The 19,088-nt window shown below is 70.4% G+C and carries 10 protein-coding genes and 1 pseudogene; 3 read left to right on the forward strand and 8 right to left on the reverse strand.

Features of this window, described 5'->3' with window-relative positions:
* Positions 1-14: 14 nt before the first annotated feature.
* From BN159_RS33500 to BN159_RS33540, 8 genes are all read right to left on the reverse strand, one after another.
* Positions 15-965 (reverse strand): AEC family transporter, encoded by a 951-nt coding sequence (locus BN159_RS33500; RefSeq protein WP_015661473.1) that lies wholly within the window; start codon positions 963-965, stop codon positions 15-17.
* A gap of 21 nt (positions 966-986) precedes the next feature.
* The gene (locus BN159_RS33505) at positions 987-1,886 is read right to left on the reverse strand and encodes an aminotransferase class IV (protein WP_015661474.1); all 900 of its coding nucleotides are present in this window, start codon (positions 1,884-1,886) and stop codon (positions 987-989) included.
* A 10-nt stretch (positions 1,887-1,896) separates the two neighbouring features.
* Positions 1,897-2,727, reverse strand: a complete 831-nt coding sequence (locus tag BN159_RS33510) for a hypothetical protein (RefSeq protein WP_015661475.1) — start codon at positions 2,725-2,727, stop codon at positions 1,897-1,899.
* Positions 2,724-4,553: an asparagine synthase (glutamine-hydrolyzing) gene (asnB, locus tag BN159_RS33515; protein ID WP_041820204.1), complete on the reverse strand. Its 1,830-nt coding sequence runs from the start codon at positions 4,551-4,553 to the stop codon at positions 2,724-2,726. Before asnB ends, BN159_RS33510 begins: the two co-directional genes overlap by 4 nt.
* 970 nt (positions 4,554-5,523) lie before the next feature.
* Positions 5,524-6,789 (reverse strand): ATP-grasp domain-containing protein, encoded by a 1,266-nt coding sequence (locus BN159_RS33525; protein WP_015661478.1) that lies wholly within the window; start codon positions 6,787-6,789, stop codon positions 5,524-5,526.
* A complete protein-coding gene (locus BN159_RS42995; RefSeq protein ID WP_015661479.1) occupies positions 6,786-10,517 on the reverse strand; it encodes a non-ribosomal peptide synthetase in 3,732 nt (1,243 codons plus the stop codon). Before BN159_RS42995 ends, BN159_RS33525 begins: the two co-directional genes overlap by 4 nt.
* 116 nt (positions 10,518-10,633) lie before the next feature.
* Complete coding sequence (locus BN159_RS33535; protein WP_015661480.1) at positions 10,634-11,854, reverse strand: MFS transporter; 1,221 nt, start codon at positions 11,852-11,854, stop codon at positions 10,634-10,636.
* A gap of 248 nt (positions 11,855-12,102) precedes the next feature.
* Entirely contained in the window at positions 12,103-13,905 is a 1,803-nt protein-coding gene (locus BN159_RS33540; RefSeq protein WP_041820207.1) for a glycoside hydrolase family 15 protein, read from the reverse strand.
* Between the two features lie 509 nt (positions 13,906-14,414).
* Between BN159_RS33540 and BN159_RS33545 the strand changes: the two genes are divergently transcribed.
* The 3 genes and pseudogenes from BN159_RS33545 to BN159_RS33555 all read left to right on the forward strand — a co-directional run.
* The gene (locus BN159_RS33545; RefSeq protein WP_015661482.1) at positions 14,415-16,082 is read left to right on the forward strand and encodes a CTP synthase; all 1,668 of its coding nucleotides are present in this window, start codon (positions 14,415-14,417) and stop codon (positions 16,080-16,082) included.
* Positions 16,083-16,163: 81 nt separating this feature from the next.
* Positions 16,164-16,790: an NUDIX domain-containing protein gene (locus tag BN159_RS33550; protein WP_015661483.1), complete on the forward strand. Its 627-nt coding sequence runs from the start codon at positions 16,164-16,166 to the stop codon at positions 16,788-16,790.
* Positions 16,791-16,952: 162 nt separating this feature from the next.
* A pseudogene (locus BN159_RS33555) lies at positions 16,953-19,014 on the forward strand (tetratricopeptide repeat protein); the annotation flags it as partial.
* Positions 19,015-19,088 lie beyond the last annotated feature (74 nt).

Below are 19,088 nucleotides of genomic sequence, written 5' to 3' on the forward strand. Positions count from 1 at the left end.
CGGTGCCACAGGCTCTAGGCCGCCTGCCCCGCCCACTGCGTCCACAGCGGCAGCAGGAGCAGTGCGACGAGCGAGCTCTTGACGACCAGGGCGGCGGACATGTCGACCCCGACGTCGTAGCGCTGGGCGAAGATGAACAGGTTCTGCGGCGCGGGCATGGCCGCGATCAGCACGAGGTAGCTGAGCCACTGGCCGTCGACGCCGAAGAGGTGGTGACAGACCCCGTAGGTGATCAGGGGCAGGGCGACGCACTTGAAGGCGATGATCCACACCTCCTCCAAGGTGGTGCCGCGCAGGTTCAGACCGCTGCCGCCGAGGTGCAGCCCGAGCGCGAACAGTGCCACCGGCGAGGCGCTGTCACCGACGAACGTGAAGCTGTCGAGGACCACCCCCGGCACCGTCACGGACACCAGGTTGAGCAGGATGCCCGCGTTGCAGGCGATGACCACCGGGGTCAGCAGCGAGGCGGTGACGGCCGAGCCGAGCCGCCGCGCCGGGCTGCCGACCCGGTCCGGGCGCCCCAGCTCCATGATCGAGATGATCACCAGGGAGAGGATGCAGACCTGGAACAGCAGCACCGGGAAGATCGGCGCCGCGTTCCCGAACAGCATGATGAACACCGGCACCGCGAAATAGGCGGTGTTCACCTGGACGGCCGCCATGATGCGCAGCGCCACCCCGCGCGGGTCGCGTACGCCGGTGGCTCGCGCCACCACTCCGGTGAGCACGGCTGCGGCGCCGGCCGCGGTCGCGTAGCCGGTGATGGCCCGCCAGTCGAACAGCGCCCCCAGATCGCTGCGGTAGATGTTCCCGAACAGGAAGCAGGGCACGGCGAAGAGGAAGGCGTAGTCCGCGAAGACCTTCGAACTCTCGGCCGGTACGACCTTCCGCCTGGCGAGGACGACCCCGCAGCCGAAGGCCAGCACCACCGGTACCAGCTTCTCCAGCGCCTCAACCGCTCCCATTGCACGTGCCCTTGCTCGTCGTTACCGGATGCGCATCTCGGCGCGTCCCTCGGTCAGCTCCCGGTATCCGGTGACGATCCTGCGCAGTACGTCATTGCCGCCGAGGGCGTAGTAGTGATCATCGATGCGGGCGACCGGCAGAATCTCGCAGGCGGTGCCGCACAGGAACGCGCCGTCCGCCTCGCCCGCGAACTCCGGCGGCAGATCCCCGACCGTGCAGTCGATGCCCTCGCGCTCGGCGATCGCCAGCACACACGCCCGGGTGAGGCCCTCGATGGTGCAGCGGGTCGTCGGGGTGTGCAGCGCGCCGTCCTTGGTGAAGAACAGGTGCGCCCCGGTCGCCTCGACGAAGTTGCCGCGGTCGTCCAGGAGCAGCGCGTCGTCGAAACCGGCCCGCAGCGCCTCGTTCTTGCTGACCGTGCCGATCATGTAGTTGCCGGCCGCCTTGCTCTTGACCGGCGCGAACTCGGGCGAGGGCCGCCGATAGCGGCCGGTGACCAGGGAGATGCCCTTCTCCAGGGCGTCCGCGGCGGCGTAGTAGCCCTCCGGGAGTTCCCAGGCGGCCACCGAGGTGTGGATGGAGGTCTTCAGCGCCGCGGTCTGGATGATCTCCGAGCCGCGCCAGGCGTTCATCCGGACGTAGCCCTCGGTGATGCCCGCCTCGGCGACGACCGCGAGGGTCGCCTCGTACAGTTCGTCGTCGCCGTACTCGAGGGCGAAGTCGAGGACGCGTGCCGAGGAGCCCAGCCGGGCGATGTGCTCCTTCAGCAGGAACGGCGTGCCGCCGTAGACGCGGATGCCCTCGAAGATGCTGGACGCGTAGTGCAGTCCGTGGCTGAGCACATGGAGTCTGGCGTCGGCCCAGTCCACGAGGGTGCCGTCGTACCAGATCTTCCCGGTGCGCTGGTCGAAGGGGAGCACGGTGTGCCTCTCAGAGAGCGAGGTCGAAGAGCGGGTGCTGGAGGTCGCCGACGAGGGCGACGAAGCGACGCTGGTGCCGGGTCAGGCTGCGCACCGAAACCCCGTGCAGGGCAAGGCGGTTGATGGGGTACAGCACCAGGGTGTTGCTCTCGTAGGGGATGGTGGTGACCTCCTCGACATAGCTCGGGTCGATGTCGAAGCGGTTGTCGCCGTACTCGGAGGCGCTGGTGTGGAACTTGTGCGCCCCGGGCCGGTACTTGTACAGGACGAGGTCGCCGCCGACCGCGTCGTCCTCGGGCAGCCGCATGTAGAAGAGGCCGCCGAAGAGCTTGTACGGCTTGTCCACGTGCGGTCCGCGGTAGCTGGACGGCTTGCCGGTGACGGCCGAGCCGATGACGGCCGTGCAGTCCAGGAGGATGTCGTGGGTCTCGAAGCTGTCCCGGTGCCGGCGGCCCACACGCAACTCCCGCAAGGGGCCGGTCTGTTCCTCCGCGTCGGGGAGGTTGGCGAGCAGGTCCTCCTGGAACAGGTCGAGGAACTCCTCGTAGAAGGCGGGCGAGCCGTGGTAGGTGACGAAGTCCTTCCACACCTGGGGCATCGCCGGGTCGTTCAGGATCAGCTCGGACATGTAGTTGTAGCGCTCGTTGGAGGTGATCGGCTTGCCGATCCGCTCGCCGATGTACTCGACGGTCGGCATCGACTCGGCGAGGGCGTCGTAGAGGTCCCGCGGCAGCGCGTCGCGGATGACGACGTGCGGGAACGGGTCGCGGCGTATGTCGTCCTTGGTGACGCCCGCCAGCAGGGACGTGACGGCGGGCGTGGTCCGGGTCGTGTCGGTCATCGGCGGGTGCCTTCCGTGAGAGGGGCGGGGTCGAGACTGCGTGCGGAGAGCCAGGTCTCCAGCATCAGAAGGGACCAGAGCAGCTCGGCGGCGTGGGCCGCGGGGCTCTCGGTCTGGGTGCGGAGGACGTCCTGGACCGTGTCCCTGCGGACGTAGTCGCGGCAGCGGGCGCCGGGTCCGAGCAGCAGGTCGCCGATCATGTCGTACAGGGCCTCGCCCGGCTTGATCATCGCGGTGACGGGCAGGGTGAACGGCTGCTTCGGCCGCTCCACGATGCCGCGCGGCACCCAGCGCCGGGCGGCCTCGGCCACCGGTGCCTTCACGGTGTCGCCGGCCACCTTGACGTGTGCGGGCAGCGCGTGGGCCAGGCGCATCACGGACGGCTGGAGGAAGGGGATCCGGGCCTCCACCGAGTGGGCCATGCTCAAGTGGTCGACGCGGCGCAGGATGTAGTACGGGAACCGCTCGAACTGGTCGTAGCGCAGCAGCGTCTCCAGCTTGCCCCGCCGCCCCGAACGCACCCGGCGGTCGAGCTCGTCGCCGCTTCGGTCGCCGAAGTACCCGCCCGCGGTCCGGACATGGGCCAGATAGTCGGGCGTGTAGAGCCGGTCCAGGGCCGCCGTGTCGGCCGCGGCCATGGTGCCCTGGTAGGTGCGATGCCAGGAGGCGGCGCCGTCCCGGTCGGCCTTGACGAACCGCGCGTACCCGGCGAAGAGTTCATCGGCGCCGTCGCCCGTCAGGGCCACCTTGAAACCGGCCTGGTGAACAGCCTCGAACAGGGCGAACGTGCTGAGGCTGTGCGGGGCGTTGTTGGGCTGGTCCAGGTGCCGGACGAACCGCTCGACCAACTCGGGGAAACCTGCCGGGTCCAGCAGTACCTGGTGATGGGCGGTGCCGCAGTGCCGGGCCACCTCCGCGGCATGGTGCCGTTCGTCGGCGGGCCAGTCGCCGTGGTAGGCGATGTTGAACGAGGCCACGTCGGACACCAGATGGGCGGCGAGGGCCGTGGTGTAGCTGGAGTCGAGCCCTCCGCTGGTGATGACGCAGACGGGCACATCGGCGTCGACCATCCGGCCCACCTCGGCGCGCAGCAGTTCGTCCAGCAGCTCCGCCGCGGCGGCGACGGTCGGATCACCGTCCGGCCAGTGCGGATCGGCGGGTTCGAGTGGGGTGTGCGTGACGGTCGTACGCCCGTCCGCGAACCGCAGCGTCGAGCCGGGCTCCAGCGTGTGCACCCGGGAGTAGACCGTGCCCGGCCCCCAGACGGCCTTGCCGCCGAGGTAGCGGTCGACGGCGAGTGGGTCGAGCTCGTCGGGGAAGTCGGGGAACCGGCTGAGGGCCTGGAGTTCGGAGGCGAAGCGCAGGCGGCGGCCGTCGGCGGACAGGTAGTAGTAGAGCGACTTCATGCCCGCGTGGTCGGTGAAGAGCTTCAGCGTGGGTTCCGCGCGCTCGTCGACCAGCGCGATGGCGAACATGCCTTCCAGGCGGGCGGTGAACGCGTCCCCGTACAGCTCGTACAGCGGCAGCAGGACGTCTCCGTCGCAGTGACCGTCGTCGAAGGCGTAGCCCCGGGCGGCGAGTTCGGTCCGCAATTGCCGGTGGTTGTAGATCTCACCGTTGAAGACGCAGGTCAACTGGCCGCGCGCGAAAGGCTGGTGGCCCGAGTCGACGCCCTGGATGGCCAGCCGGTTGGTGCCGAGCGTCCAGCCGTCGCCGTCGCGGCGGGTCTGTTCGTCCGGCCCGCCCGGAAGCATCGCCGCCGCAACCGCGTCGAGTACGTCGGATTCGGCGCGTTCGCCTCCGAAGCAGCCGTAGATGCGGCACACGGGTCAGGCCTCCTTCCCGGGGAGCCCGGGGAGCCCGGGAACCCCGGAGACGGCACCCGCGAGGTCCGTGGCGCGGGCGCCGCTCTGGCGGGCCTGCGGATAGTGCCGGGCGAGGAACTCGGTGACGATCTCGACCTGCCGCAGGATGTCGTCGAGCTGGGCGGGGTGGGGCTGACACCGTGGCCGTCGAGGGCGCTGTTGCCCGTCTTGAGGTGCACGGGCGCGGCGGCCCGCACGATGTCGGGGGCGTCGTAGGTGCGGATGAACCCGCCGGACATCCGGGGGTTGTCCACATGGCAGTCCAGCGGGATCAGGACCGCCTGCCGCAGCGCCGCGATCATCGGCAGCGTCAGATCGCGCACCGGGTTGAAGCTGTTCGCGCCGAGCATCTCCAGCATCTGCGCCGAGGCCGGGTTGCCCTGGCCGCAGTGCGCGGAGACCTTCAGATGGATGTCGGCGGGCAGTTCACCGGAGCTGCGCAGCCGCCCGAGCACCCACAGCAGCCCCTCGTCGTAGACGACGAAGCCGCGCACGCCCAGGCCGATGCCGCGCTTGACGTCCTCCACGGCCCGGACGATCTGGTCCTGGCCGCGCAGCCGGTAGCCGATGCGGGAGCCCTCGGGGGTCTGCACGCCGCCGCCGATGTCGTAGGTGGCGCGCGGCCCGACCGACATGAGGATCTCGGTGCCGTACTCCTTGCCGAGCGCGACATACGTGCCGATCTCGCGGGCCGTGTGCCGGTACATGCCGCGGGTCTCGGTGATCCGGTTGATGGTGAAGCCCCGGCGGCGGCTCTCGCCGAGCAGGGTCTCGGCGGCCTGGACGGTGTTCACGGTGGGCACCTCGATACGGAAGTGCCCACCGTCGGGGAACGTCCTGTCGGAGCGCGGAATGCGCTCCAGGTCGCCCAAGGGCAGGCCCAGCCGGGCGAGTTGCCTGCGGGTCTGGTCGTAGAAGGCGGTCGGGGCCATTATCTGGTCACCTCAAAACCGAGTCGGTCGGCCATGCTCGCGACGATGTCCTCGGCGATACGGATCGATGTCGCGCGGTCGGCGTGCACGACCTGGACCTCGCCGAAGTTGCCGAGGTTCCCCCGGCAGGGCAGGAGCGTGTCGCCGTCGGGGAAGCGGACGGTGAAGGAGTGCAGGGTGTCGCCGTGCTCGGCGGTGGCCCAGTCGAGGTCCGGTACGCGGCGGGGCCTCGGCACGGTGTCGGCGGCGCCGAACCAGCGGACGGTCGCGTAGTGGCTGAAGGCGCTCGGGCCGCGCTCGATCTCCTCGCCCATGTGGATGCGGACGAGGAGTTCGAAGATGTCGCCGCCGCCGGCCAGTCGGAACAGGTTCGGCAGGCAGGACCCCATCAGGCGCGGGTTGACCTCGATGAGCCGGGGCGTGCCGTCCGCGCCGAGCATGATCTCGACGTGGAAGATGCCGAGCCGCAGCCCGAGCGCGCCGACGACGGCCTCGGCGAACTCCATCACGCGGTCGTGGTCGTCGGCGCTGATCCCGGCGGGGATCGTCGTGCCGGTCTCCAGCGCCTCGTGGCGGTGCCAGGTGGAGCGCTCGCTGACCGCCAGACGGAGGAACCGGCCGTGGGCGAGGCCGATCTCCGCGGAGAGGAATCGTCCGCTCAGGTACTCCTCGACGAGGATGCCCGCCGCGTAGACGCCCGCGTCGGCCAGGCCGAGGATCTCGGCCAACTCCCGCTCGTCGGCGATGACATGGGCGCCCTCGCTGCCGGAGCCGCGGGCCGGTTTGACGACGACCGGGTAGCCGGTGGCGGCGGCGAAGGCGGCGGCCTCCTCGAAACCGTCGACGACGGTGTGCCGGGTGCTGTCGACCCCGGCCGCCGCGAGGATGTCCCGGCAGCGGTCCTTCTGCTTGGCGGCCTCGGCCGCGGCGGCGTCGGTGAACGGTATGCCGAGTTCCTCGGCGATCCGCGCGACGGGGACCACCAGCGCGTCCACGGTGGCGACGAACCCGTCCACCGGCCGCTCCCGGTGCACGGCCCGGACACAGGCGCGCAGGGCGTCGAGGTCGGTGGCGTCCTTCAGGACATGGACCTCGTCGACGAACTCGCCATAGGGAGAGGCGTCGAAGTCGATGTTCTGGGCCTGCTCCATCAACTGCGAGCGGATGAGCGTCACATGGTGGCCGAGCCGCTTGGCCGCCTCGAACGCCGGGGCGTTGCCGGCCTTCCAGGTCACGAAGACCACATGCCGTGCTGTCAGGGTCATCGGGTTCTCCTCGCGAACCGCTGGCCGATCCGGACGTAGCCCGGAGTGGCGGTACCGGGTGTGGGAATGAAGGAGATGGAACCGGCGAGGATGTTCTTCTCGGACATGGAGCTGAATCCGCCCGCGCCGGACAGGACGAGGTCGCCTTCGTCGAGGCACCGCCACGCGCCGTCCGGCTGCCGCTCGGAGTAGGCGTAGCGCAGATGCTCGGCGCCGCGCTCCACCTGGAGCCGGTAGCCGTCGGAGGCGTAGAGCCCGGCGCAGTCGTCGAGTTCCATCTCGAACGGGCGCCCGGTGCGGATGAGGCCCTCGCCGGTGAAGGTCCGCAGCAGGTCCTCGTAGAGGCCGAACGCCGGGTAGGCGTTGGCGAGCAGGAGCAGGAAGGAGCGCTCCTCCGGGAAGATCTGGATGAAGTTGTGGTGGCCGCTGCCGTTGGAGTTGAAGCCGAAGGCGGTCGGTCCGAACATCAGCCAGCCGAGCCCCCAGGCGTGCATGAAGTGATGGCCGGGGACGGGGACTTGGGGGGTGCGCATCTGCCGCGCCAGCTCGGCCGACAGCAGCCGCTCACCGTCGGCGGTGACACCGTCGTCGACGGCGAGCCGGGCGATCTTTGCCAGGTCCGCGATCGTCAGGCAGACGGAGAAGGACCCGGCGGCGTCGTCGGCGATGGTCTGCTTCGGCGGGTCATGACGTACGTACTGCTTGACCTTCTCGGTCCATATGTAGCCGGTGGAGACGGCACGCCCGTAGTGCCCGCCCTCGGTGCGGGTCTCCGGGATCTCCTTGATGCCGAGCGGAGTGAGCATCAGCTCGTTGACCGCGCGGCGCCAGGGAATCCCGAGGAGCCGCTCGATCAGCGCGGCGACGATCGAGGTGCCGACCGCCGAGTAGGCGAAGACCTCACCGGGCTCGAAGAGCTGGCCGTAACCCTCCAGGGAGTCCAGATAGGTGTCCAGGTCGGGCAGGTCGGTGTCGTGCCAGACCTCGTAGGAGTCATCGACGCCGCTGGTGTGCGACAGCAGGTGCCGCAGGGTGACCTCGACGGTACGGCCGTCGCGGCGCCGGAAGGCCCGCGGCAGCAGCTCGTTCAACGGCTCGTCGAGGCCGACCAGGCCCCGGTCGACGAGCCGGAGCGCGACGAAGGCCAGCATCGCCTTGCTGATGCAGGTGACGCGCTGCCGGGTCCGGGGACCGTACGGGGTGCGCGAGTCGGTGTCGGTGACGCCGTAGTACGTCAGATCCAGCCGGCCGTCCAGGAACACCGCCGTACTCGCGCCCGGAACACCGTGGCCGCGGGCGGATTCACGGAGCGTCTCGGCGACGGCGCGCAACCGCGCGGGAGCGTCAGCGGGGGCCTCGTCGGCGGCCTGTTCGCGGGTACGTCGCAACAGTTCCGCCTGTTCCGCCAGGGTCCGGTGGCCGTAGATCTCGGCCACCCGCACGGGCCGCCCGGCGGTGTCGGAGAGCCGGGCCGCGAGCAGCGTGGCCAGCAGGGAGTGCCCGCCCACGGAGAAGAAGTCCAGGTCGGGCGAGATCCCGGACAGACCGAGGAGTTCGGACCACACCCGGGCCACGCTCGCCTCGTCGGGGTCGTCGCCGGTGAAAGTTGTGGCGGGGTCCGTGCCCCAGTCGATCGGCCGGGCGGCGAGGGCCTTGCGGTCGACCTTGCCGTTGGGCAGGCGGGGCAGCCGCTCCTCGACCAGGATCTTGGCGGGCTGCATGTAGTGCGGCAGCTTGGCCCGCAGATGGGCGGACATCGCCTCGGTCGTCACCTCGGCGCCGTCCAGGCCCACCCAGCAGACCAGCCGGGTGTCCGCGCCGCCGCCCACGGCCAGCGCCGCGACGTCCCGCAGACCCACGACCTCGCGCAGCACCGACTCGATCTCGCCCAGCTCGATCCGGAAGCCGCGCACCTTGACCTGGTTGTCCTTGCGGCCGAGGAAGCGCAGTTCGCCGTCCTCGGTCCAGCGGGCCAGATCGCCCGTACGGTACAGCCGGCCGCCCGGCACCGGGCCGAGACGGTCCGGGGCGGGCACGAACGCGGCGCCCGTGCGCTCGGGGTCGTTGATGTAGCCGTCGGCCAGCCCGTCGCCGCCGAGGTGGAGTTCGCCGGTGGCGCCGTGCGGAACGGGCCTGCCGTCGGCGTCCAGCAGATACGCGACGGTGTTGTGGACCGGGACGCCGATGGTGGGGGCCTCGTCGGTGGGGCCGGTGAAGCACTTCCACGTCGAGTACGTGGTGTCCTCGGAGGGCCCGTACAGGTTGTAGAGCCGCTCCACGTCCGTGGTGGCGAAAGCGGCGTTCACCAGCTCCTTGGAGAGCGGCTCCCCGGCGACGTTGAGCACTCGCGTCGAGGCAGGCACCGCCGCGCGCTGGAGCAGCACATTCAGCGCGCTCGGCACGGTGTTGACCAGAGTGGGGCGCAGCCCCTCGTCCTCCGTGAGCGCGAGGACGTTGTCCACGACCACGACACAGCCGCCGCGGGTGAGCGGGGCCCACAACTCGTAGACCGACAGATCGAAGTTGAGGGAGGTGGAGAACAGCACCCGGGCCAGGTCCTCGGCGCTGTAGGTGGCCTCGGACCAGGCCAGGAGCGCGAGGACATTGCGGTGGCTGATCACCACGCCCTTGGGTATGCCGGTCGAGCCGGAGGTGTAGATGAGGTGGGTGGTGTCCTCAGGGCCGACGGTGACGCCCGGCGGTGTGTCGTCCTCGGCGGACGCCTTCTCCCACAGCTCCGGCCACGACAGCGCGGTCGCGGACACTCCGGCGAGCCAGTCCGGGGCCGTGTCCCCGTCATGGACGACGGCGGCCATGTCGGCGGTCGCGGCGATGGCGGTGAGCCGGTCGGCCGGATAGGCCGGGTCGAGCGGGACGTAGGCGCAGCCCGCCTTGTGCACCGCGAACAGCAGCGCGACAGCGTGGTGGGTGCGGGGCAGGGAGAGCCCGATCCGGGAGCCGGGACCGATCCCACCCGAGGCGAGCGCACGCGCCAACCGGTTCGCCTGGCGGTCGAGTTGGCGGTACGTCAGGACAGTGCCGTTGAATTCGACGGCGGGGGCGTCGGGGGTACGGGCGGCCTGCGCCTCGACGAGGGCGTGCAGGGTGGTGCCGCGGTCGTAGGGGAGGGCGGTGGCGTTGAACTCCTGCGACAGGCGGCGGCGTTCGGGCTCGGCGAGCAGGGCCAGGTCGCCGACGGGCGCCTGCGGGCGCCGTACGGCGTCGTCGAGCAGGGTGTCGAGGTTGGCGGCCATGCGCCGGATCAGCTCGGGAGTGAAGAGCGCGCGGTCGTAATGCAGAGTGAAGCCGGCGAGGGTGATCTCCAGGAGGAGCGCGAAGCCCTCCGCGACGGGCGCGGTGCCGTCGGAGTCGACGGTGCCGACCCGCAGACCGTCGCCGAGATCGGCGGGTCCGCCGCCGCGGGCCGCGTCGCGGTACCGCTCGCCGAGGGCGGAGGCCAGCCCGCCGAGGGTCAGGCCCTGAACGTCGTACGACCGCACGGCCCGCCCCGCCCGCGCCAGCACGATGTCGTCCTGCCCGCTGTAGCGGTGGACGAGCACGGTGAAGGCGGCATGGACCAGGTCCGTGGGCCAGGACCCGGAGGACCAGGAGTGCGTCCCGATGCCCTGTGCCGAGGTGGCGTCGTCACGGATGGGCAATTGCAATGCCGGTGCCGCAATGGGTGAGTAGGCGGAGATCGAGTCGGCGGAGATATCGCCCACTGTCATGGTGGTCCTCTCCTCTTTATTGATTCTCGGGCCGTGCGCATGCGCCCATAATCGAGATGAGCCGAATTACGGCCGCGCCGGAAGAAGTGTCGGGAGAATGCCGGAATTCCGACGGCTCAGGCCGCGACGTAATCAGCCGCGGCCTTTCCGCTGCGCAGCGCCCATTTCGTCACGACCGGCATGGCGGCCCCGACCAGCGCGAAGCCGACGGCCATGACGATCCAGCCGAGGGTTCCGTGCTCGATCACGAGCCAGGTCAGCAGCGCGGGAGCGATCATCTTGCCCAGGTCGGCCCCCATGGCGTACGTGCCCTGGTACTGGCCCTGGGCGTGCTCGGGCGCCAGACCGAACGACAGGCCCCAGCTCCCGGCGGACTGCCGGATCTCGCCCAGCACATGGGCGAGCGCGCCCAGCAGGAGCAGCGCGCCGGCGACCCGGGCCGAGGCGTCGCCGGTCAGCGAGAACACCAGGCAGGCGACCGCGATGCACCACGACCCCGAGCGCGAGGCGCGGGCGGCCGCGGGCGGTTCGTCCGTCCCGCGCGCGGCCCTGACCTGGAGCAGCACCACGGCGACGGTGTTGGTGAGCAGGATGGCCGCGATCATCCACCGCGGGGCGTCGGTGCGGTCGAGCACCCACAGCGGCAGGACGACGTCGAGCAGCAGATTGTGCATGGACAGCAGCCCGTCCAGCACGATGAAGGTCAGATACGGCCGGTCCCGCAGCACGATCAGCGCGGGTCCCGGCCGGGCCGGCTGCGCGGGGACGGCGGGCAGCAGCAGGGTGAGCAACCCGGTGGCCAGATAGGTGGCTGCGTTGAAGACGACGGCCCCTTCGTACGCCGCGACCGAGTCGACGGCCAGCAGCAGACCGGCCAGTGCCGCGCCCACGGAGACGCTGACATTGCTGGTGGCCCGCAGATAGGCGCGTACGGTGACGCGTTCCTCGGGCGGAACCAGGCCCGCCACCATGGCCATCCGGGCGCTGCGGCTCGCGCTGTAGGCGACGGCCTGCACGCTGACCACGGCCACGTACATGGCGAAGCCGTCCACCGCGAGCAGTGCCGCGGTCAGTGGCCCGAGGGCGATGAAGGACCAGATCTGGACGGAACGCGGTCCGACCCGGTCGGCCAGGTGGCCGGTCGGGGTGGAGACCGCCAATGCCACGCCGGCGGCGATGCCGACGCCGACGCCGAACTGGCCGGGCGTCAGGTCCAGGACGGTGATCGCGTAGATGGCGTTGAGCGCCATCCAGAGGCCCTGGCCCAGGGTGTGGACCAGGGTGATGCCGGTGAGGACGCGCGCGGGACCCTGTGCCGGGAGCAGCCTGCTCAGCATGGCCGCGCCGCGCTCTCTTTTTCTTCCGCGCACGTCAGGATCGCTAACATGCCCCACACCTCTCGTCCAGCGCCATTGCCAGCGACAAGATTCGGGTATTTCCCCGTTGATTCGCGGCCGAGATTGTCGGCCTTGCGGGATCTATCGAAACGGGGTTTCCGCGCGGCTGTCCAGGAATACACCTGTGGTGCGGGTCACATTCGAGCAACTCTGTAGACAGGCTGAAGCCCGAGGAAAGAATTCAGGATTCAGCCGCCGTATGCTCCGGAAGCCGTGAGACGCAGGGCGGTGTCGATCAGCGGGACGTGGCTGAACGCCTGCGGGAAGTTGCCGACCTGGCGCTGGAGGCGCGGGTCCCATTCCTCGGCCAGCAGCCCGAGGTCGTTGCGCAGCGACAGCAGCTTCTCGAAGAGCTTGCGGGCCTCGTCGACCCGGCCGATCATCGCCAGGTCGTCGGCCATCCAGAACGAGCAGGCGAGGAAGGCGCCCTCGTCGCCGGGCAGACCGTCGACGCCCTCGTCCTCACCCTGCGTCGGATAGCGCAGGATGAAGCCGTCCGGCGTGGACAGCTCGCGCTGGATCGCCTCGATGGTCCCGATGACGCGCTTGTCGTCCGGCGGCAGAAAGCCCATCTGCGGGATCAGCAGCAGCGAGGCGTCCAGCTCCTTGGAGCCGTAGGACTGGGTGAAGGTGTTGCGCTCCTTGTCGTAGCCCCGCTCGCACACGTCCCGGTGGATGTCGTCGCGCAGTTCGCGCCAGCGGTCCAGCGGGCCGTCCGCGTCGCCGGACTCGATCAGCTTGATGGTGCGGTCGACCGCGACCCAGGCCATGACCTTGGAGTGCACGAAGTGGCGGCGCGGGCCGCGCACCTCCCAGATGCCCTCGTCCGGCTCCTGCCAGTGGTCCTCCAGATAGCGGATCAGCTTCAGCTGGAGCAACGAGGCGTAGTCGTTGCGGGCCAGACCCGTCATATGACCCAGGTGCAGCGCCTCGGTGACCTCGCCGTACACATCCAGCTGGAGCTGGTGCGCGGCGCCGTTGCCGACCCGGACCGGCGCGGAGTTCTCGTAGCCCGGCAGCCAGTCCAGCTCCGCCTCGCCCAACTCGCGCTCACCGGCGATGCCGTACATGATCTGGAGGTTCTCGGGGTCGCCGGCGACCGCCCGCAGCAGCCACTCGCGCCAGGCGCGGGCCTCCTCGCGGTAGCCGGTGCGCAGCAGCGAGGACAGGGTGATCGCCGCGTCCCGCAGCCAGGTGTAGCGGTAGTCCCAGTTGCGGACGCCGCCGATCTCCTCGGGCAGCGAGGTGGTCGGCGCGGCGACGATGCCGCCCGTCGGGGCGTAGGTGAGCGCCTTCAGCGTGATCAGCGAGCGGATCACGGCCTCGCGGTAGGGGCCGTGGTACGTGCACTGCTCGACCCACTCGCGCCAGAACTCCTCGGTGGCCTCCAGCGACTGCTCCGGCTCGGGCAGCGGCGGCGGCTGATGGTGCGAGGGCTGCCAGGAGATGGTGAACGCGATCCGGTCGCCCGGGGCGACGGTGAAGTCTGAGTACGTTGTCAGGGACTTGCCGTAGGTCTCCCGGTCGGTGTCGAACCAGACCGAGTCCGGGCCCGCGACGGCCACCGTACGACCCTCGTGCTTGTGCACCCACGGCACGACCCGGCCGTAGGAGAACCGCATCCGCAGGGCCGAGCGCATCCGGACGCGGCCGGAGACGCCCTCCACGATCCGGATCAGCTGCGGGGCGCCGTCGCGCGGGGGCATGAAGTCGATGACCCGGACCGTGCCGCGCGGGGTGTCCCACTCGGACTCCAGGATCAGCGAGTCCCCGCGGTAACTGCGCCGGGCGGCGGTCGGCGGCTCCGCGTCCGCCGCGTGCGCGGGCCCGAGCCGCCAGAAACCGTGCTCCTCGGTGCCCAGCAGACCGGCGAAGATGGCGTGCGAGTCGAAGCGGGGCAGGCACAGCCAGTCGACTGTGCCGTCCCGGCAGACCAGTGCCGCGGTCTGCATGTCTCCGATGAGTGCGTAGTCTTCGATGCGCCCGGCCACGTGCAACTCCAGTCGAACGGCCACGTCACCCCCCAAGGCAGAAGGGGGCGGTCGCTAGTGCGGTCAAGGGGTCGTTGTAATGCGTCGTTGAGCGGTGAAGCAAAGCAGCCGCTCCGCCGTGAGGCAAAACGTCAACTGCTGCTCAACGAACTGACGAGCTCGCGTTGTTCCGGTGGTACGGGCGGGGGTGGTGCCGTCTTGCCGGTCCGGCTCGGCAGTGAGTGTCCGAGCAGGATACGACGCACGTAGATGATCTGCGTGCCGCTCCGGGCAACGTGGATGGGCCGAACGGGTGAGCAACGGGTGAGAAACCGGTGCACCCGTGTTGCTCCGTGTCGGCGTGTGCGCAGAGCGTGGCCGGAAGCCATCGCCCCGCGGCGCTGATACCCTGGTAGCCCGTGGACCGGTGGGAGAAAAACCCCCGAACCGCAGCGACGGCAACTCCGGACTCTCCGGTGAAAACGCCGCACCGCACCCCAGACCGCGACCACGGGAGCCCCCCTTTGGCCATGCCGCCCGCTGCTTTTCGAAACAGCACAGCCACGACGACCAAGCACATCTTCGTCACCGGGGGTGTCGCCTCCTCGCTGGGCAAGGGCCTCACCGCCTCCAGCCTGGGCATGCTGCTCAAGGCGCGGGGCCTGCGCGTCGTCATGCAGAAGCTCGACCCGTATCTCAACGTCGACCCCGGGACGATGAACCCCTTCCAGCACGGTGAGGTGTTCGTCACCAACGACGGCGCCGAGACGGACCTGGACATCGGACATTACGAGCGCTTCCTCGACCGTGACTTGGACGGCTCCGCCAATGTCACTACAGGACAGGTCTACTCGACGGTGATCGCCAAGGAGCGGCGCGGTGAGTACCTGGGCGACACCGTGCAGGTCATCCCGCACATCACCAACGAGATCAAGCACCGCATCCGCCGGATGGCGACCGAAGAGGTCGATGTCGTCATCACCGAGGTCGGCGGCACCGTCGGTGACATCGAGTCGCTGCCGTTCCTGGAGACCGTCCGCCAGGTCCGGCACGAGGTCGGCCGTGACAACGTCTTCGTCGTCCATATCTCGCTCCTGCCGTACATCGGCCCCTCGGGAGAGCTGAAGACGAAGCCGACCCAGCACTCGGTTGCGGCTCTGCGGAACATCGGTATCCAGCCGGACGCGATCGTGCTGCGCTGTGACCGCGAGGTGCCCACCGCGATCAAGCGGAAGATCTCGCTGATGTGCGACGTCGACGAGGCCGCCGTGGTCGCCTGCCCCGACGCCCGCTCGATCTACGACATCCCGAAGACCGTGCACGGCGAGGGCCTGGACGCCTATGTCGTCCGCAAGCTGGACCTGCCGTTCCGTGACGTGGACTGGACGACCTGGGACGACCTGCTCGACCGCGTCCACAACCCCGACCACGAGATCACCCTCGCCCTGGTCGGCAAGTACATCGACCTGCCCGACGCCTATCTCTCGGTCACCGAGGCGCTGCGCGCGGGCGGCTTCGCCAACAAGGCCCGGGTGAAGATCAAGTGGGTCACCTCCGACGACTGCAAGACCCCGGCCGGCGCCAAGGCGCAGCTCGGTGACGTCGACGGCGTCTGCATCCCCGGCGGCTTCGGCGACCGCGGTGTGCTCGGCAAGGTCGGCGCGATCAAGTTCGCCCGCGAGAACAAGATCCCGCTGCTCGGTCTGTGCCTCGGCCTTCAGTGCATCGTGATCGAGGCGGCCCGCAACCTCGCCGACATCTCCGACGCCAACTCCACCGAGTTCGACCCGGCGACCTCCCACCCGGTCATCTCCACGATGGCCGAGCAGCTGGACATCGTCGCCGGTGAGGGCGACATGGGCGGGACGATGCGGCTCGGCATGTACCCGGCCAAGCTGGCCGAGGGCTCCATCGCGCGCGAGGTCTACGACGGCAAGGAGTACGTCGAGGAGCGGCACCGGCACCGCTACGAGGTGAACAACGCCTACCGCGCGGAGCTGGAGAAGAAGGCCGGGATCCTGTTCTCCGGCACGTCGCCGGACGGCAAGCTCGTGGAGTACGTCGAGTACCCGCGCGACGTCCACCCTTACCTGGTGGCGACGCAGGCGCACCCCGAGCTGCGCTCGCGCCCGACCCGCCCCCACCCGCTGTTCGCGGGCCTGGTGAAGGCGGCTGTCGAGCGCAAGACGGGTAAGTGACACAAGGGTTGTTACGGTGACCGGGGTGTGTGCGTTCAGGACGCGCGCACCCCGGTTTCTACATGTGGGGAAGGGCAAGGCATGACGATCAAGGACACCCCGGCGGAGTGGGAGATCCGGGCGACGCAGACCCCGTTCGTGGGCAACAAGACCTCCGTCCGCACGGACGAGGTGGTCATGCCCGACGGCAGCGTGGTCCGCCGCGACTACCAGGTCCACCCGGGTTCGGTCGCCGTCCTCGCCCTCGACCACGAGGACCGGGTGCTGCTCATCAAGCAGTACCGGCACCCCGTACGGCACAAGCTCTGGGAGATCCCGGCCGGGCTGCTCGACATCCCCGGCGAGAACCCGCTGCACGCGGCCCAGCGCGAGCTGTACGAGGAGGCGCACGTCAAGGCGGAGGACTGGCGGGTGCTGACGGACGTCTACACGACGCCGGGCGGCTGTGACGAGGCGGTACGGGTGTTTTTGGCCCGCGATCTGTCCGAGGCGGAGGGCGAGCGGTTCTCCGTCGAGGACGAGGAGGCCGACATGGAGCACGCGCGCGTGCCGCTCACCGAGCTGGTCCGGGGCGTGCTCGCGGGGGAGCTGCACAACAACTGCCTCGTGGTGGGCGTGCTCTCCCTGGTCGCGGCGCGGGCGGGAGACGGCCTGGAGGCGCTGCGTCCGGCGGACGCCCCGTGGCCGGCTCGCCCTTTCGAGGCCTGATCACGTACCGACACTCCATGGTGTGACCATCGGCTGATCCGATCGGGCGATGTCGCCGCCGCGCTCCACACGGCTCGTCGCAGAGCGTGAACTAGGCTCTGAAACATGCCCGTACCGGAATCCCGGCGGGCTTGCGCGTGCGGTGGGACGGGAGTGTGGCCCGTGACGGATCAGGCGGTGGACACCGGTGGCGTCCGGGTTTCGGTCGATGGGCAATTCCTGGGCCGGACACGGGAGTTGAAGGGGCTGCTCGCCGATATCGAGCGGGCGGGTCTGGACACCATCTCCGGTAAGAAGGCACCCCGCGCGAGGGTGCTGCTCATCGCCGGCCGCCCCGGCTCCGGCCGCACCTCCCTCGCCGAGGAACTCGTACGGCAGGTGGCGGACCGTTACGGCGACGGCGTGCTGCGCGCCCGGCTCAGCGAACCCGACGGCACCCCCGTCCCCGTCGACTCCGTCGCCCGCGATCTGCTCACTGCCCTGGAGCAGCCGACCCCGGCCGGTGCCGCCGAGGACGACCTCACCGCGGCGCTGCGCGAGGCCCTCGCCGACCGCAAGGTCCTGCTGCTCCTCGACGACGCGGCCACCGCCGAACAGGTCGACGCCCTGCTCCCCGAGACCCCGGACTGCCTGGTCGTCGCCGTCTCCGCCGGGCCGCTCACCGGGATCTCCGACGTCCGCCCGTGCACGCTCGGCGGACTGGACACCAAGTCGGCGGTGGAAGTGCTGTCCCGGCACGCGGGCTCGGTCCGGATCACCGTCGACCCGCGCGCCGCCGAAGGGCTGGTCGAGGAGTGCCAGGCGCAGCCCGCCGCGCTGATGCTGGCCGGCGGCTGGCTCGCCGCCCGCCCCAAGGCCGCCGTCGCCGACCTCGCCAAGCAGCTGCACGCCGAACTCGACGAGGACACCGCGGGCACCCCGCTCGCCCGGGTCTTCCGGCTCGCCCACGCCGCCCTGCCCACCCCGGCCGCCCGGATACTGCGACTGCTCAGCCTCGCCCCGGCCGGCCTGGTCGACCCGCACACCGCCTCCGCCCTGGCCGGCTGCTCGGTCAGCGGCGCCCGCACCACCCTGGACGACCTCGTCGCCCTCGGTCTGCTGCGGGCCGTGGAATCCCCCCTGCCCCAGTACGAGGTACCCGGCTGTCTGCACCCCCTGCTCAAGGCGCTCACCGAGGTGCACGACCGGGCCGCCGAGCTCCAGCTGGCCCGCGCCCGGATGCTGGAGCGGACCGTACGGCTGCTCCAGTCGTGCCGGGCGATCACCGAGACCGACAGTGCGCAGGCCCGCGAGAAGCTCCTCGGCATGCCGCGCTCACTGCGCTTCCCGAACCCCCGCGCGGCGGCCGACTGGCTGCTCATCCGCAGGCCCGCCCTGCTCGCCGCGGCCCGCCTCGCGGTCGCCGACGGGGAGCTGGACACCCTGGCCCGGCGGCTGATGTCCCAGCTGGTGCGGGCCATGGTCGCCCACTTCGGCACCCAGGCCGCGGCCGGGGACCTGTACGGCATCCACGGCATGGTGCTGGACGTGGCCGAGCGCCGGAACCTGCCCCGCGAGCGGTCCGCCGCGCTGCTGAACCTCGGTGACCTCGACGCCCGCACCGGGCGGACCCGGGAGGCGCTGGCCCGCTATCGGGCCGCCCTGGACGCCGGACGCGAGGCGAACGACCCGTACGCGACCGGCCGGGCGATGGAATCCGTAGGCGGGGCCCATCTGGAGCTCGGGGACTACGACCGGGCCGCCGACTGGTTCGGCCGGGCGCTGGCCCAGCGGCTGGCCCGGGACGAGCGCGCCGACGCGGCCCGCCTCTACGGCCGGATCGGTGCCGCGCACACCTTCGCCGGCCGCTACGGCGAGGCGCAGCGCAACTGGCGCGCGGCCGTCGCCGGACACCGCCGCGTGGGCGATGTCGGGGCCCACGCACGGGCGTTGAGCGAGCTGGCCCGGGTCCAGGAGTACGCGGGCCGGCCCGAGGAGTCGCTGCACACCTGCCAGGAGGCGGTGGAGTGGGCGCGGCGCGCCGAGGACGTACGGCTCCAGGCCGCGCTGCATCTGCGGCTGGCCGACACCCTGGAGCATCTCGGGGACTCCGCCGCGGCTCGACTGCACCGCGGGGCCGCCGAGCGCATGCTGGGTGAGGAGCTCCCGGAGGGGGAACCCGAGCCAGAAGAGAGCCCCGCAGAGAGGTAGGGCCTACGAAATCCGTAGTGCATCGACTGAAGATTGGTGCAATGAAAGGCTAGACAGCGGGAACACCTTCATTAGACTGGCTCTGCCGCACCTTCTCCGCGGTGTCTC

This window comes from Streptomyces davaonensis JCM 4913 (assembly GCF_000349325.1).
In the GTDB taxonomy this organism is placed as follows: Bacteria; Actinomycetota; Actinomycetes; order Streptomycetales; family Streptomycetaceae; genus Streptomyces; species Streptomyces davaonensis.